The 15398-nt window shown below is 35.4% G+C and carries 16 protein-coding genes; 5 read left to right on the top strand and 11 right to left on the bottom strand.

The genetic code is table 11. From position 1 onward, the window contains the following. Positions 1-4: 4 nt before the first annotated feature. Positions 5-988: a thiamine-phosphate kinase gene (gene thiL, locus O5640_RS07795; RefSeq protein WP_269611834.1), complete on the top strand. Its 984-nt coding sequence runs from the start codon at positions 5-7 to the stop codon at positions 986-988. Positions 989-1003: 15 nt separating this feature from the next. Here thiL and gap read toward each other — a convergent pair whose 3' ends face one another. Beyond that, complete coding sequence (gene gap / locus O5640_RS07790; protein WP_269611832.1) at positions 1004-2026, bottom strand: type I glyceraldehyde-3-phosphate dehydrogenase; 1023 nt, start codon at positions 2024-2026, stop codon at positions 1004-1006. 149 nt (positions 2027-2175) lie between these two features. Here gap and murC point away from each other — a divergent pair, with 149 nt between their 5' ends. Genes murC through O5640_RS07775 form a run of 3 tightly spaced genes read left to right on the top strand, consistent with a single transcriptional unit; the run spans position 2176 to position 4924 of the window. Continuing rightward, positions 2176-3660, top strand: coding sequence for a UDP-N-acetylmuramate--L-alanine ligase (gene murC, locus O5640_RS07785; RefSeq protein WP_269611831.1), 1485 nt, complete (start codon positions 2176-2178; stop codon positions 3658-3660). 3 nt (positions 3661-3663) lie between these two features. Beyond that, complete coding sequence (murB, locus tag O5640_RS07780) at positions 3664-4539, top strand: UDP-N-acetylmuramate dehydrogenase (RefSeq protein ID WP_269611830.1); 876 nt, start codon at positions 3664-3666, stop codon at positions 4537-4539. Between the two features lie 37 nt (positions 4540-4576). Then, positions 4577-4924 carry a YbaB/EbfC family nucleoid-associated protein gene (locus tag O5640_RS07775; RefSeq protein ID WP_269611829.1) on the top strand — a complete coding sequence of 116 codons (348 nt, stop codon included), beginning with the start codon at positions 4577-4579 and terminating at the stop codon, positions 4922-4924. Here the strand turns inward: O5640_RS07775 and rsgA are convergent. The 5 genes from rsgA to msrB form a co-directional block, all read right to left on the bottom strand. Then, complete coding sequence (gene rsgA / locus O5640_RS07770; RefSeq protein ID WP_269611828.1) at positions 4893-5831, bottom strand: ribosome small subunit-dependent GTPase A; 939 nt, start codon at positions 5829-5831, stop codon at positions 4893-4895. The two genes, O5640_RS07775 and rsgA, sit on opposite strands and share 32 nt — an antisense overlap. Continuing rightward, positions 5824-6066, bottom strand: a complete 243-nt coding sequence (locus tag O5640_RS07765; RefSeq protein ID WP_269611827.1) for a sulfurtransferase TusA family protein — start codon at positions 6064-6066, stop codon at positions 5824-5826. Before O5640_RS07765 ends, rsgA begins: the two co-directional genes overlap by 8 nt. After that, on the bottom strand, positions 6066-7196 hold the full coding sequence (gene dnaJ, locus O5640_RS07760; RefSeq protein WP_269611826.1) for a molecular chaperone DnaJ: 1131 nt from the start codon (positions 7194-7196) through the stop codon (positions 6066-6068). The genes O5640_RS07765 and dnaJ overlap by 1 nt, the downstream gene beginning before the upstream one ends. 44 nt (positions 7197-7240) lie before the next feature. Next, entirely contained in the window at positions 7241-8020 is a 780-nt protein-coding gene (gene grpE, locus O5640_RS07755; RefSeq protein ID WP_269611825.1) for a nucleotide exchange factor GrpE, read from the bottom strand. Positions 8021-8113: 93 nt separating this feature from the next. Next, the gene (gene msrB, locus O5640_RS07750; RefSeq protein WP_269611824.1) at positions 8114-8581 is read right to left on the bottom strand and encodes a peptide-methionine (R)-S-oxide reductase MsrB; all 468 of its coding nucleotides are present in this window, start codon (positions 8579-8581) and stop codon (positions 8114-8116) included. Positions 8582-8671: 90 nt separating this feature from the next. Between msrB and dusA the strand changes: the two genes are divergently transcribed. Then, positions 8672-9679: a tRNA dihydrouridine(20/20a) synthase DusA gene (dusA, locus tag O5640_RS07745; protein WP_269611823.1), complete on the top strand. Its 1008-nt coding sequence runs from the start codon at positions 8672-8674 to the stop codon at positions 9677-9679. Between the two features lie 18 nt (positions 9680-9697). Here dusA and O5640_RS07740 read toward each other — a convergent pair whose 3' ends face one another. From O5640_RS07740 to nusB, 5 genes are all read right to left on the bottom strand, one after another. Continuing rightward, on the bottom strand, positions 9698-10441 hold the full coding sequence (locus tag O5640_RS07740) for an RNA recognition motif domain-containing protein (RefSeq protein WP_269613827.1): 744 nt from the start codon (positions 10439-10441) through the stop codon (positions 9698-9700). Between the two features lie 127 nt (positions 10442-10568). After that, a complete protein-coding gene (argH, locus tag O5640_RS07735) occupies positions 10569-11960 on the bottom strand; it encodes an argininosuccinate lyase (RefSeq protein ID WP_269611822.1) in 1392 nt (463 codons plus the stop codon). A 44-nt stretch (positions 11961-12004) separates the two neighbouring features. After that, the gene (locus O5640_RS07730) at positions 12005-13408 is read right to left on the bottom strand and encodes a PP2C family protein-serine/threonine phosphatase (protein ID WP_420063684.1); all 1404 of its coding nucleotides are present in this window, start codon (positions 13406-13408) and stop codon (positions 12005-12007) included. Between the two features lie 58 nt (positions 13409-13466). After that, positions 13467-14762 (bottom strand): signal recognition particle-docking protein FtsY, encoded by a 1296-nt coding sequence (gene ftsY, locus O5640_RS07725; protein WP_269611821.1) that lies wholly within the window; start codon positions 14760-14762, stop codon positions 13467-13469. Beyond that, positions 14759-15385 (bottom strand): transcription antitermination factor NusB, encoded by a 627-nt coding sequence (gene nusB / locus O5640_RS07720; protein WP_269611820.1) that lies wholly within the window; start codon positions 15383-15385, stop codon positions 14759-14761. The genes ftsY and nusB overlap by 4 nt, the downstream gene beginning before the upstream one ends. Between the last annotated feature and the right edge of the window lie 13 nt (positions 15386-15398).

The raw sequence follows: 15398 nt of genomic DNA, 5'->3' as shown, positions 1-15398 counted from the left end.
CAAAGTGACAGCTACTATTAAAGATTTAGGTGAAATAGAAGTACTGAATCGTTTAAAAAAATTTATGCGATGTGGACAGATAGATGATGATCTAGCAGAAATAAATTCATTCAATAAAAGCTTATTAATTAATACTGATTTACTTGTAGAAAAAATTCATTTTTCTGAAAAAATATCTAATGCTAAAGATGTTGGCTGGAAATGTATTACCACAAATATTTCTGACCTGATTTGCAGCGGCTCAGAAAATATAATTTCTTTTACTGTGGGTCTTGTTTTACCACCAAACACTCATTGGGAATGGGTAGAAAGCTTATATGAAGGGATGTGTGAAGCGATGCAAGAATTTGGAGGAGAAATAATTGGTGGAGATTGCTCTTCTGGAGAAACAAAAATGATTTCAATTACAGCAATTGGAGAAATGAAACCGCCTAGACTACATAGAGGGAACGCTTTGCCAGGAGATTATATTGTCAGCACCGGATGTCATGGATTAAGTAGATTAGGTTTAGCGCTTTTAACGTCCGAGAAACTACCAAGCGAAGTCAAAATAAGTCATGAGCTTGCCAAGAGAGCCATCAGCGCCCACAAACGACCGTATCCAGCCATGAAGGCACTAAAAGCATTAATAGAGTGTAAACCTGAATCAATAAGTTGGAGAGCAGCAGGAACTGATAGCAGCGATGGACTTATTGAATCAATTAGAGGGATTTGCCAAAGTAGTAATTGCCAAGCAATTTTATCAAAAACTTCTATTCAAAAAGACCCTGACTGGCCAGAAGATTCGATTTGGGATGAGTGGATGCTGTATGGGGGAGAGGACTATGAATTGATCCTCAGTCTTCCTAAAGAGTGGGCAGAAGCTTTGTCAAAAAAATTGAAGTCTTCCCAAATTATTGGGTTTATAAAAGAGGGTAAACCCAATATCTTCTGGGAGAACTTAGAACCAATTAATATTAAAAAATCAAGTCTATTTCAACATTTTTAACTCTAAAACCTGTATTTATTTCCATTTTTTAGCAACAATTTCCGCCAAGTCAACAACTCTTTGGCTATAACCCCACTCATTATCATACCAAGCTAAAACTTTCACCATATTGTCGTCTATACACATTGTTAAAGCTTCATCAACAATGGTTGATTCATTAGTTCCCGCATAATCAGTAGACACGAGAGGCAAATCACCATATTTGATGATTCCTTTCATTTCGCCCTGTGAAGCAGTTTTCAATAATGAATTTACCTCTTCAGCACTAGTTTTCCGACTTGATTCAAAAACTAAATCAACTGCAGAAACATTAGGAGTAGGAACTCGCATCGCAATACCAGTTAGTTTCCCTTTCATTTCTGGATAAACAAGAGCAACAGCTTTTGCCGCTCCAGTTGAAGTAGGAACCAAATTCATTGCGGCTGCTCTTGCACGACGCAAATCACGATGAGCGTTATCTAAGATTCTTTGATCTCCCGTATAACTATGAATCGTGGTCATTAAACCTTTGTTAATCCCTAATTGTTGATCTAAAACTTTTACTATTGGAGCTAAACAATTGGTTGTGCAACTTGCATTGCTGAGGATATCAAAATCTTCATGAGAGTAAGTATCGGCATTAACACCAACAACATAAGTACCTACACCATCTCCCTTACCAGGTGCTGTGAGAATGACCTTCTTAGCTCCAACTTGTAAATGCTTACTTGCACCAACATCAGTATTAAATACACCTGTTGACTCAATAACTAAATCAATTCCCCACTCTTTCCAAGGAAGATTCAATGGATTTCTGTCTGAATAACATTTTATAGTTTTGCCATTGATTTGAAATGTATCGTCTGTATGTGAAATTTCGGCGTCATTGATAGCACCAAGAATAGAGTCATATTTGAGCAAATGGGCACAAGTTTTTGGATCAGAAGTGACGTTAATACCGACCACCTCAATATTTGTATTTGCACCCCTACTGAGCCAACAACGCATAAAATTGCGTCCAATTCTTCCGAATCCATTAATCGCTACACGCAAAGTCATTTCAAAAACGGTAAAACCGCACAAGCTACTGGCCGCTGATCATACAGAACGATGATCATTTTCTGTGCATTTTGAAAAATAATTGAAGCGTTAAGGACATAAAAAGTACAAAAACTCTCTAATTCTTTAAAAAATGTGCCTTTCGATAGATGAAGAGTTATCTTTCACTCGAGACTGAAGCGAAATTGAAGAAGTTACAAGAGTTACCACCTCATATTCACTTTATTGGGATCGGAGGTATTGGTATGTCTGCTCTAGCAATGATTCTCGTAAAAAATGGATATTCTATATCTGGCTCTGACAGAAAAAAAAGCCTGACTTTAAAAGAACTAGCTGGAAATCAAATCCATATTTTTCAAACTCAAGAAGAATCGAATATTGACGAAATTTTGAAAGTTCATGGGAAAAATATATTAGTTGTTACAAGTTCAGCCATACGCCAAGATAATTTAGAATTATCTCAAGCCAAAAAATATAATTTAACAATCAATCATCGTTCAGATATATTAGCTTTTTTAATTGAACAAAAGAGATCAATAATTATCTCAGGATCTCATGGTAAAACAACAACAAGTACTTATATTACAACATTATTTTCTTATGCCAATAGGAATCCAACAGCTATCATTGGCGGAATTGTACCTCTCTACAAAAAAAACTATAATTTTGGTAATAGTGAGTTTTTAATCGCAGAAGCAGATGAATCAGATGGATCATTAGTAAAATTTAATTCAAATATTGGAATAATAACTAATTTAGAACTTGAACATGTTGATCATTATCAAGATCTAGAAGATTTAATAAAAACCATAAAAAAGTTTGCTCAAAAGTGTGAATACTTAATTAGCAATTTTGACTGTGAGAATATTAAACATAGTATAGAAAATACGAAATGGTTTTCAATTAAAAAAATCCATAATGTAGATTTTGCACTTATTCCCAAAAAATCTAATGGATATGAAATTATTGCTGAATATTATGAACAGGAAAAATTTATTGATATCATAAAAATACCTGTTCCCGGAATACATAATTTAAGCAATACAGTGGCAGCAATAGCAGCTTGTAGAGTAGCTGGAATTCTTTTTAAAGATATAAAAAAAGGAATTAACAATTTACAGCTGCCTGGAAGAAGATTTGAATATAAAGGATTATGGAAAAACAGATTAATAGTTGAAGATTATGCTCATCATCCTAGTGAAATTGATGCTGCAATCTCAATTGCATCTACTATCATCAATACAAAACATAATATTTCAAACATATCACCTAAGAGATTAGTTACAATATTTCAACCACATCGATATAGTAGAACTGAAAAATTTCAAAAAGAATTTGCAGAAAGTCTAAGCAAGTCTGATTTAGTATTCATAACTCCAATTTACTCTGCTGGAGAAGATGAAATTGAAGGAATAAATAATAAAACTATTGGATATGAATTAGAAAAATTAAAACCTGACCTAACAATATATACTCCAGAGAATAATCAAAATTTAATAAAGCTAATAAAAAAACATACAATTGAAAAAGACTTGATTTTAATCATGGGCGCAGGAGATATTAATATTATATGTGCAAATCTATTTTTAGAATTAATAAAAAATAAATCGATTAATAATAATTTGGCCGCTTAATAAATGAATTCCATTCGGTTAGAAAAAAATATTTCCTTATCAAATTTCACTACGTGGAGAATAGGGGGTCCTGCAGAATGGATTGCTCAACCAAAAAATATTGAAGAAATTAAATCTTTAATTAATTGGACAAATAAGAAAAAAATTCCCTGCAATATAATTGGTGCTGGATCAAATCTTTTAATCAATGACATAGGAATCAAGGGTTTAAGCCTATGTATGCGTAATTTGAAAGGGATTCAAATTGATAAAAGTCATGGAATTGTTGACGTCCTTAGTGGTGAGATGCTTCCAACTTTGGCCAGAAAAGCAGCTGCAAATGGACTTCATGGACTTGAATGGGCTGTAGGAATACCAGGAACCATAGGTGGAGCAGTAGTTATGAATGCAGGAGCACAAGAAAATTGCATATCTGATTATCTCCAAAGTATTACAACGCTATCTTCTACAGGTGAATACAAAACTATCAAGAGAAAAGATCTCAATTTTGGTTACCGAGACAGTCTTCTTCAAAATGAAAATTTAATTGTCTTATCTGCTCGACTAAAGCTGGTTTCAGGTCATGCAGAAAAAATTCGACAGGTCACAAATGCAAACCTAAACCATAGATTAAGAACTCAACCTTATAAAGCCCAAACCTGCGGAAGTGTTTTTCGTAATCCTGAACCTTTGAAAGCTGCAAAATTAATTGAAGATCTTGGTTTAAAAGGATTTCGTTTTGGTGGAGCGGAAATATCAAAAATACATTCAAATTTTATAATTAATGCAAATAAAGCTTCCTCATATGACGTAAGAGAATTGATTAGATATATCCAAAAAAGAGTTTTTAATTCTTATGGAATCTTGTTAGAAACAGAAGTCAAACAATGTGGCTTTTAAGAATAATCCCTAAGATCAATAACAATAGGAAATTCTCATGGCTGGATTCGGACTACCAAACTTTGGTCAACTCACTGAAGCTTTTAAAAAAGCACAACAAATTCAGCAGAATGCTCAAAAACTTCAAGAAGAGCTGGAAGTTATGGAAATACAAGGAACAAACAATGACAATCGGGCAAAAATATGGATGTCAGGAAATCAAAAGCCTTTACGAGTAGAAATTGACCAATCTCTTCTCTCTGAAAAAAAAGAAATAATCGAAAATGCCATACTAGATGCTATGAAATCTGCTCATGAAGTTTCGACTTCGACTATGAAAGAAAGAATGGAAGATTTAACAGGTGGATTTAAGCTTAACCTCCCTGGTATGGGAGAGGAGAATTAATCATTTCCTCAAGATTTTCACGATAAAAAGTATATCTTTCAAGATCTTTATCAATTACACAACCAGGCTCATCTCTATGCAAACAATTACGAAACTTGCATTGTGACTTAGCTAATTGCAATCGAAACTCTGGGAACAAAGAAGCAAAGTCTGATGGCTCACATACTATTTCTGGACGATTAAACCCAGGAGTATCAGCAAGAAGTGATCCTTTTCCAATCGCAAAAAGTTCGACATGTCTCGTGGTATGTATACCTCTCTTTAATTTTTTTGAAACAGATGCAGTTGGTAATGAAACAGTTGGTATTAAATGATTAATTAAACTTGTCTTTCCTACCCCAGAAGGACCAGCAAGTACAGTTAATTTTGTTTTTCTAAATCGTTCAATTAATAAATCGATGCCCTGAGAATTCTGTGTAGATACTGGTATACAATCATAACCCCAGCTTTTTAATTTATTTACATATAACATCAAATTATCCTTTGTAATTAAATCTATTTTCGTTAGAACTACCAAAGGTTTTATATTTGAACATTCAGCTGTTAACAAAAAACGACTTAATTGTCCAATATCCAATAAAGGCTCATCAACTGAGATACAAATAGAAACTAATGTTACATTAGCCACAGCAGGCCGTATTAAAAAGCTTTTTCGAGGCTCAACTTCAGAAATTACAGCTCGTTTATTTACATAATCAATAGACTCAACACAAACTTTATCACCTACATCTATAAATAAACCTTGATAATCTAACTTGGCTCTTCGTGTGCAAAGAAGTCTAATTTTTTCATAAAATTGATCCAATGAAACATCTTTAAAATCTTTGTAATCAATCTCTACGATAAAAAAATTTGCTTTAAGTGCAACAACAATACCTTTAAATTTATTAGATTTATTTTTATTCACTCGATATTATCAAAGTTACTTTTTTAGAATCTTTAGTAAAAATTTTTACTTTATAACCCTTCTCTTTCAAACCATCAATAACATTAGTTTCTGCTTCACCAATATCTATATCTACTTTTAAAATATCTTTTGATGATAAATTTTCCAAAGCCAAGCAGCATTTGACAAAATTGACTGGGCAAGAAAGACCACATAAATCTAAATAATGATCAATAAAGATATTTTTCTCCACCACTACTTACCAAATAACTTACTAAATAAGCCACTTTTATGATAATGATGTTGAGGTCCACGTGCAGAGTAATGTCCAGCTAACTTTTCTAATAAATTTCTTTCGGAATCTGATAATTTTGTAGGTAATTTAATCTTGACTGAGACTTGATGATTACCTCTCGCAACAGGATTGCCTAGTTTCGGGACTCCTTTATTTTCTAAATTCAAAATAGAGTTAGGTTGAGTTCCTGCTGGAATTTGTAACTTAGTAGGGCCATCTACAGTATCTATTTCAATAGTATCTCCTAATATTGCCTGAAGGTAACTAATATTAACCTCAGATAAAATAGTCAATCCATCTCTCTTAAGATTTGGATGATTTTTAACTTTTAAGAAGACATATAGATCGCCAGAGGGACCTCCCTTTAATCCAGCATTACCCTCTCCTGAAACTCTTAATCGTGTTCCACTATCAACTCCAGCAGGAATATTAATTTTTAGTTTTTTTCTAACTTGTTTAACCCCTTTTCCTCCACAAGTATTACAAGGATCTTTAATCACTTGTCCAGTACCACCACAAGTTGGACATTCAGCGACTTGTGTGAAACTTCCAAAAGGTGTACGAGTAGCTCTTCTTACTTGACCTGCACCACTACATGTAGGACAAGTAACAGGACCAGTGCCTTTCTTAGCCCCAGTACCTCCGCAAACATCACAAGTTTCTAAATGAGGAACCGTGATCTCTTTTTCCTGTCCAAAAATAGCTTTATCAAAATCAATCGTTAGGTCGTAACGCAAATCGTCTCCCTGTTGAGGTCCACGTCTTTGAGGGCGAGAACCTCCAGGTGAACTAGCACCACCAAAGCCATTAAAAAAGGTCTCAAACAAATCTGCAAAGCCGCCCATATCTCCCATATCCGGCATACCAGCAGCCCCACCTATTCCAGCTTCTCCAAATTGGTCGTAACGAGCTCGCTTCTGAGAATCACTTAAAACTTCATATGCTTTACCTATTTCTTTGAACTTATCCTCTGCACCTGCTTCCTTATTCACGTCAGGATGATATTTCCGAGCTTGCTGTCTATAAGCTCTTTTTAAAGTGTCAGCATCAGCATCTCTGTTGACACCCAATAGATCGTAAAAATCAGCCATTAGTTCATTTAAACAAATTCAATTCCGTTTCGATCATCATGTAGTTAATTCTCATCTTTAATTAAGTCATCTGAAGATTGACCTTGTTCTTGATTAGCCGCACTCTGATCAAGAATCTCTTCATTAGCTGCTTTCGGTCCTGGTCCCATGGAAACTTTAACCAAAGCATGTCTTAAAACACGACCATTCAAGTGATAGCCCCTTTGTAATTCTTCAATCACAATATCCTCAGCCTTTTCATCACTAGGCTCTCTCATAACAGCTTCATGCAAAGAAGGATCAAAAGCCTGATCAACAACACGCATTGGAGCAACTCCCAATGTCTTGAGAACTTCAACTAGTTGCTTGTAAAGTCCTTGGTAACTTCGATGTAATGCTTGAGCTTCTTCTCCCTCAGGGTTTAATTGTTGTCTTGCTCTTTCAAAATTATCGACAACAGGAAGTATTTCACTAAGAGTAGTGCATGTAAGTTGAATTTTTAGATCATCTTGGTCACGAGTTTGACGCTTTCGAAAGTTGTCAAAGTCAGCAGCTATTCTCATATATTGGCTATTTAAAGTTTCATGCTCTTTTTCTAATTGCTGTAATCTTGCTTCAGTATCTGGACCTTTAATATTTGAATCAGAACTAGTTGAAGATTGTTCGTTTGCTGTATCTATTGAATCATTCTTCAATTGAGGGGTTGCTTCGGAATTATCAGAAGGCTCAACTTGATTAAGTGATTCATTACTTCTATGAGAACTTACAGGATTTTCATTAGGGTTATCTTTTGATAAACCATCTTGAGATAATTCGTGTTCGGAGGTGGAAACGTCTGAATTCATATAATTCGGTCAGCTATTAGTACATGTTGATAGCAAAGGGTTTTTTGTACAAGCTACGGAAGCCCACACCTATAAATTAGAAAAGAAAATCATTTACGAATCAACTTCAAACGCAAGAGCGACCCCATTATTGCAATACCTTTTACCAGTTGGCCTTGGACCATCATTAAAAACATGCCCTTGATGACCACCACAACGTCGACAATGATATTCGGTTCTAGGGACAATTAATTTGAAGTCTGTTTTTGTCTCTATTGCATCCGGTAAATGATCGAAAAAACTTGGCCAGCCTGTTCCACTGTCAAACTTTGTTTTTGAAGAAAATAAGGCAAGCCCGCATCCTGCACAACGAAAAACTCCTTTCCTTTTTTCATCATTTAAAGGACTTGAAAACGGTCTCTCTGTTCCTTCCTTACGTAAAACGTAAAAAGAGTCTTTGGGTAAACGATTTTCCCATTCTTTATCCGTTAAAGTTTTATAGTTTTCCATGGGTTTAGGGGCAGCAAAGGCGCTTTTTGGTTTGATAGTAAAACCAAAAAGCGTATTCAAGAGTCCAAACATAAAAAATCTACGCTTCAAAGAAATTTCTCAATTCGATAAATCTTAATAAAATTTCCTCCCTAAAAGTTGAAAAAAATTAATTCATAAAAAATGATTTCCAATTCTTTAAAAACAAATGACATAGCTAACTACAGATTAAGTATTGCTCCAATGATGGATTGCACAGATAGACATTTTCGTGTCCTTATGCGTCAAATCACAAAACAATCACTTCTCTACACAGAAATGATTGTGGCCCAAGCACTTCATTACAGCAAAAATAGGAATAAATTATTAGATTTTGATGAAATTGAACATCCGATTTCAATACAACTTGGAGGAGATAATCCATATCTTTTAGCTGAAGCGGCTCAAATGGCAGAGGATTGGGGCTATGACGAAATTAATTTGAATGTTGGATGCCCAAGTCCAAAAGTAAAATCTGGGAATTTTGGAGCTTGTCTAATGGGACAGCCCAAAATAGTGGCTAACTGTATTGAGAAAATGAGAAGATCATGCAATATCCCAATAACAGTGAAGCACAGGCTTGGAATTGATAATCTTGATACTGATGATTACCTTATAAAATTTGTTGATACTTGTTCATTTGCAGGAGCAGATAGATTTGTAGTTCACGCAAGAAAAGCTTGGCTAAATGGATTAAATCCAAAAGAAAACCGAACAATTCCACCTCTTCAATACGAAAGAGTTGAAAAATTAAAAAATAATAGACCTAAATTAATTATTGAACTTAACGGTGGAATTAATACAATAAATGACTGTATTAAAACTCTTAAAGTATTTGATGGGGCAATGGTTGGTAGAGCTGCATACTCACATCCCTTTATTTGGAGAGAAATAGATTCGGTTATTTTCGGAAAACAAGAAGAAAATCTATCCAGATCAAAAATAATAATAAAAATTATTCCTTTTGCTCAAAAACATTTAGAAAATGGAGGGCGTCTTTGGCAAATTTCTAAACACATTATCAATTTGATAGAAAATATACCCAATGCAAAAATATTAAGACAAGAGTTGAGTGAGAAATCTCAAACTCAAAAAGCGGACATTTCAATTTTAAAAAAAATTGCCCAACAACTTAAAGATGCTGGGCAATAACAAAAATCAGCAAAATCTTTAAGATTCTGCGCCACCATAATCAGCAGTAGTGTCGTCTCCCCCTTCAGGCGAAGCACCTCTTCTTCTTCTACTACGACCTTGGTCAAAGCCATTTGCATCTTGAGAAACATTCCCATGACTGCGATCTTCCCAGCCCTTAGCTCCAGAAGGTCTATCTTGAGCTGATTGATCACCTTGGCCGCCACCGCCATAGCCGCCACCTTGGCCGCCACCGCCGTAGCCACCACCGCCGTAGCCACCACCTTGGCCGCCACCGCCGTAGCCACCGCCGCCATAGCCGCCACCTTGGCCGCCACCGCCGTAGCCACCACCGCCGTAGCCACCACCTTGGCCGCCACCGCCGTAGCCACCGCCGCCATAGCCGCCACCTTGGCCGCCACCGCCGTAGCCGCCACCGCCATAGCCGCCACCTTGGCCGCCACCGCCGTAGCCACCACCGCCATAGCCGCCACCTTGGCCGCCACCGCCGTAGCCGCCACCGCCTCTTCTAGGTGCGCTGCCTCTAGGCTCTGCTTTGTTGATTCTTAACGGACGACCCATAAGCTCAGCTCCTTGTAGAGATTCAATTGCTGAAGCTTCAACTGCTTCATCAGCCATCTCAACAAAAGCAAAACCTCTTTTGCGTCCTGTATCTCGTTCTAAAGGTAAAGAACAATTTGCAACCTCCCCAAAGGGAGAAAACAATTCAATGACATCTTCCTGCTCAGCGCGGAAGGGTAAGTTGCCGACAAAAATACTCACTTGAAAATTGGACTGAAAATAAAATGTAACTAATAGGCTACGAATAGCCAAAATTAATAACTCTTAAATGAGTTATCATCCAACACTTTAATACCGAAAGCCCTAAAAAAGATTTAAAACAATTTTTTTACTTAAATAATTTCTCACGCCACAAAACAAGCTGTTCTTGGACTCTCTCAAATCCAGTGCCACCTTCACTCAAACGTGACTCAACCACACTTGCAGGCAAAAGCTTTTCATAAATATCTTTTTCAAAAAATTCATGAAATGTTTTCCATCTTTCCAAAGGAATATCTTTTAATAAAACACCCTCCTCCAAAGAAGTCTTAACGATTCGACCAACTAATTGATAAGCCTCTCGGAATGGTATTTTCTTGGCCACTAAATAATCGGCAACATCAGTAGCATTGGAAAAATCAGATGAAACAGCATGATTGAGTCTTTCTTTTCTAAAAACCAACCCTTCCTCAAACAAGATTGATATGGCAACCAACGAATCCTTCACTGTTTTCACACTGTCAAATATTGCTTCTTTATCTTCTTGAAAATCTTTGTTATATGCCAAAGGTAATCCTTTGATCATAGTTAACATAGCTTGTAAATGTCCAAAAACTCTCCCTGACTTGCCTCGAACTAATTCTGGAACATCAGGATTCTTTTTTTGAGGCATAAGACTACTTCCAGTAGCACATCGATCAGTTAATTGAATAAATCCAAATTCTTCAGATGCCCATAAAATAACTTCTTCAGATAATCTACTTAAATGAGCCATAATTAACGCTGAGGCTCCTAAAAATTCTACGACAAAATCTCTATCACTAACTGCATCTAAACTATTAGAATACATATCTTGAAAGTGCAATTCTGAAGAAGTAATCTTTCTATTTATAGGAATAGAAGTCCCAGCCAAAGCAGCTGCTCCTAGCGGGGATATATTCACTCTCTTTCTTACGTCTTTTAATCTATTTCTATCTCTTTCCGCCATCTCAACATATGCCAATAAATGATGAGATAGAGACAAAGGTTGTGCTCTTTGTAAATGCGTATAACCAGGAATAAGCGTATGAAGATTTTTCTCTGCTAATAAAAAAAGAGATTTTTGAAAACGCTCCAAATCAATATCAATTTCATCAATACGCTTTCTGATCCATAACCTAAGATCTGTTCCAACTTGATCATTACGACTACGACCAGTGTGTAATTTTTTTCCTACTGGACCTATTAACTCTATTAATTTTTTTTCTACAGCAAAATGCACATCTTCATCTGAAATAACAGGCTGAAATAACCCATCAGAGTAATCTTTCCTAATCTGTTGAAGACCATTTTCTAATTTAATTGCCTCTTCCTTGGTAATAATCCCTTGGATTCCGAGCATACGAGCGTGAGCAATTGATCCATCCAAATCTTCCTCTAATAAACAAATATCAAACTCAATTGAAGCATTAAATTTTTCTATAAAAGGATTAAGTCCTTGATCAAATCTATCGCTCCAAGTTTTGCTCAATGCATTTTCCAAATTCTAATACAAATAAAGCAAGAGTCTTATCAATTGTCAGGCGATTACGAAGTTAATTCAGGAACCGTTGATTCTTCATTGACTTTTAATACAACCATTGATGCATCATCTTCAAGATGATGATCACTCACACCAACAAAACCATCTAATCTTTCAAAAAGTTTATTTAATATTTGTTTAGCACCAAGGCCCTCCCTAGCAAATTTATCTAAAAAAGTTATTAAACGATTTTCATCAAAACGTTCGCCTGATATACCAGGTGCCTCAGTAACTCCATCGGTATAGTAAAGAAGAACATCACCAGGCTGAAGAAATATCTCCCCACATCCATATTCAGCGTCAGGTTGAAGACCTATCAATAAACCAGGAGCATCTAATCTATTAATTGATTTTGACTTAGCGCTCCAAAGCAAAGGAGGATTATGTGCTGCATTCGCAAAACGCAATTTTCTTGATTGCGCGTCAAAGTCAGAATAAAACAAAGTTACAAACCGATGTGATTGACTCAAATCTTCAAGAGCTAATTGATTCAAGTCATGCAAAATAGAATCAGGGGGTAATCCTGTTAAAACTTCAGCTCTAAGCATTCCTCGTAACATAGTCATCAACAATCCAGCAGGAACACCTTTACCCATCACATCACCAATCACAAAAGCCCAACGGCCACTTGCTTTTGATGTTTCATTCAAATCTGGGCGAGTAGGCATAAAATCGTAATAATCACCGCCTACTTGTAAAGCTGGCCTACAGCAAGCAGCTAATTCAACTCCTTCAATTACTGGACATTGATCAGGTAATAGTTGAGATTGGATTTCAGCGCCAATACTTATTTGTCTATCAACTTTTTCATGATTACGAATCACCTGAAATATGACATCATTTTCTATAGCTACTCCAGTTAGGTCAGCAACTATTTGAATATGTTTTCGATGAACATTACTTCCAAAAACAATCTCTTTTTTATCAAATACATATAATCGACCTCGCTGTCTCCCTCGAGAAACTATAGATGTAGCAATTACATTAGAAGAATCAAAATGTCTTTGAACCAAACTATCTAACATCGCAATATTCTTTTCCTGCAGACAAAAACCTGTTTTCTTACCTTCCTCTAAAAGAAATAATTGTCTAAAGAGTGCCTGATCTTCATCGATAGGGACAATTTGTAATTGTTCGCGCCAAAGACTTCCATCATCTTGAAACGGAATTAACAATGATCCTTTAACGCCAACTAATTGAGTGACAAGAAGTGGAATAAGTTCAAAAAAACGATTTAAATTAGTAAAGCTTCGCAAAGCAAAGCTTAATGAAAGCAATAAATCTTGATTAACAATCTGCTCTTGAGAAAGACTATTAACCAAATCTCTTAGAGACTTAGAAGCAGCACTTGATAAAGAGTGAAAAGGATGTTGAACTTGTTGTTCTGAAATTGGAGAATTTTGTTTCACAATTCTCCAGCAATAAAGAAGTTACAACCTAGCAACATTTATAAAAAATTTCTAAAGATCATCGATCAGTTAAAAGTGCCTCAATAAATTCAAAGCTATTAAATGGTCTTAAATCCCTAATTTTCTCACCAGCTCCGATAAATCTAACAGGAAGTTTTGCTTCAGACGCAACTGCCATCGCAACACCTCCTCTAGAAGATCCATCAAGTTTTGTAAGTATTACTCCTGTTAATTCTGCTGAATCAGCAAATGCTAGAGCCTGCCTTAATCCATTTTGGCCTTGACTAGAATCAAGCACTAGTAAAGATTCAACGTTTGCATTAGGGGCAAGTTTATCAATAATTTTTCTAATCTTTTTCAATTCCTCCATTAAATTATTTTTGGTTTGTAATCTTCCAGCAGTATCTACCAATAGTAAATCTATATTTTTTGATTTACTTGCACCAATAGCATCAAATACTATCGATGCTGGATCAGCATTTTTAGATTCATTTGCAATAACTTCAACCCCTGTTCTGTCTCCCCATACCTTTACTTGTTGAACCGCTGCAGCTCTAAAAGTATCTGCAGCGGCAATAATTGCCGAAAAACCACTTCTTTTGGCAACACTTGCCAATTTGCCTAAAGTCGTCGTTTTTCCGACACCATTAACACCTACTAACATCCAAATATTTAAGCAACCTTTTTTTGGGGAAAGTAAATCAACACCACTATCTTTTATTGGCTTTTCTAAGACATTAACTAATTGTTCTTTTAAAAAACGCAAACCCTCAGAAGCGTCAACAACTTCCTCGTTTAACTTTGTTCTTAGGGATTCTAAGATTTGATCTGTTGCAGAAACTCCCGCATCTGCTCTAAGTAAAAGAGTTTCTAAATCATCAAGAACTTCCGGAGTAAGTGGATCATCACCTAATTTATCTAATAAATCAGTAACAAAGCCTTTACGGGTTTTTTCTAATCCTTGTTTAAGCCTACTGAGCCAATCAATTTCATCTAATGAAAATTGATCAATTTTTTTACCTTGAGCAGCCAAAACTTCCGCTGACCATGTAAAAGTGTCATCAAAATCTCCTAATTGAAGCTCATCTTCTCCTTGTGAATCTTGACTAGCTTGCAGAGTATTTTCAACTGAAATATTTGATTGACTATCCGAAATTACATTAGCTTTAATATTCAATATCTCTTTTTCTTCAAATTCTTTTTGAAGTAACTGTTTTTCCTCTTTTTGCTTTTGCTTTAATTGCAAATAAGCTTGTTTTGCCCAGTCTAAAGAGTCATCATTAACAGATGAAACATTCTCACTTTTCTTTGTTTGAGAAGAATTCTTTTCATCTTGAGAAAAATCGTCTTTCATTTCAAATTTAGTATTAAAGCTGATTTTTGAAGTTTCCTTAAAACTCCATTAATCATTCTGCGCCCTTGTTCATCGCTATAACGATTCGCCAGATTTACAGCTTCATTACAAGTAACAGCAATAGGAGTATTAAAATCTATCAAATCAACCAAGGCCAATCTCAAAATATCTCTATCAATTCTAGGTAATCGATTTAAACGCCAACCTTCCATAACACTATCAAGATTCTTATCAATCTCATCTTGCTTTTCCATGACTAAATTAACACGCTTAAGAGCGAGCTCACGTAGTTCCTTTTGATCCACTAATGCTAGTAATCTTGGTAATTCAATACTTTCTGATAAGCAATTAAGTATGTTCTCTGAATCAATCAAACAAGTTTTTAAATGATTACGAGATTTTGTTAACAATCCAGCGTCCTCTTGCAATTCACTATCTAATAATTCCTGATTAGCAGTTTCTAACTTTGATGCACATAAATCTAATTGTTCTCGCCAATGTTGAGATAAAGATTCAATAGCTTTACTAAGTAAACTTTGAATATTCACTTTATTAAGATCTTTTTTTTTAATTTGTCCTAAAAGTAAGAGAGCTAATTCTCTAGAAATTGATTTTAATTGCATAACTATAATTAAA

The organism is Prochlorococcus marinus str. MIT 0912, assembly GCF_027359595.1.
Taxonomy (GTDB): Bacteria; Cyanobacteriota; Cyanobacteriia; order PCC-6307; family Cyanobiaceae; genus Prochlorococcus_B; species Prochlorococcus_B marinus_C.
Note: the sequence above shows the minus strand (reverse complement) of the source record. Positions and strands in the feature narration are given on the sequence as shown.

Bases quoted from the DNA above. Each gene is read 5' to 3' on its own strand.
- dusA (WP_269611823.1), top strand. From the start codon at position 8,672: ATGATTTCCAATTCTTTAAAAACAAATGACATAGCTAACTACAGATTA.
- gap (WP_269611832.1), bottom strand. From the start codon at position 2,026: ATGACTTTGCGTGTAGCGATTAATGGATTCGGAAGAATTGGACGCAAT.
- dnaJ (WP_269611826.1), bottom strand. From the start codon at position 7,196: ATGGCTGATTTTTACGATCTATTGGGTGTCAACAGAGATGCTGATGCT.
- murB (WP_269611830.1), top strand. From the start codon at position 3,664: ATGAATTCCATTCGGTTAGAAAAAAATATTTCCTTATCAAATTTCACT.
- murC (WP_269611831.1), top strand. From the start codon at position 2,176: ATGAAGAGTTATCTTTCACTCGAGACTGAAGCGAAATTGAAGAAGTTA.
- O5640_RS07775 (WP_269611829.1), top strand. From the start codon at position 4,577: ATGGCTGGATTCGGACTACCAAACTTTGGTCAACTCACTGAAGCTTTT.
- nusB (WP_269611820.1), bottom strand. From the start codon at position 15,385: ATGCAATTAAAATCAATTTCTAGAGAATTAGCTCTCTTACTTTTAGGA.
- ftsY (WP_269611821.1), bottom strand. From the start codon at position 14,762: ATGAAAGACGATTTTTCTCAAGATGAAAAGAATTCTTCTCAAACAAAG.
- grpE (WP_269611825.1), bottom strand. From the start codon at position 8,020: ATGAATTCAGACGTTTCCACCTCCGAACACGAATTATCTCAAGATGGT.
- msrB (WP_269611824.1), bottom strand. From the start codon at position 8,581: ATGTTTGGACTCTTGAATACGCTTTTTGGTTTTACTATCAAACCAAAA.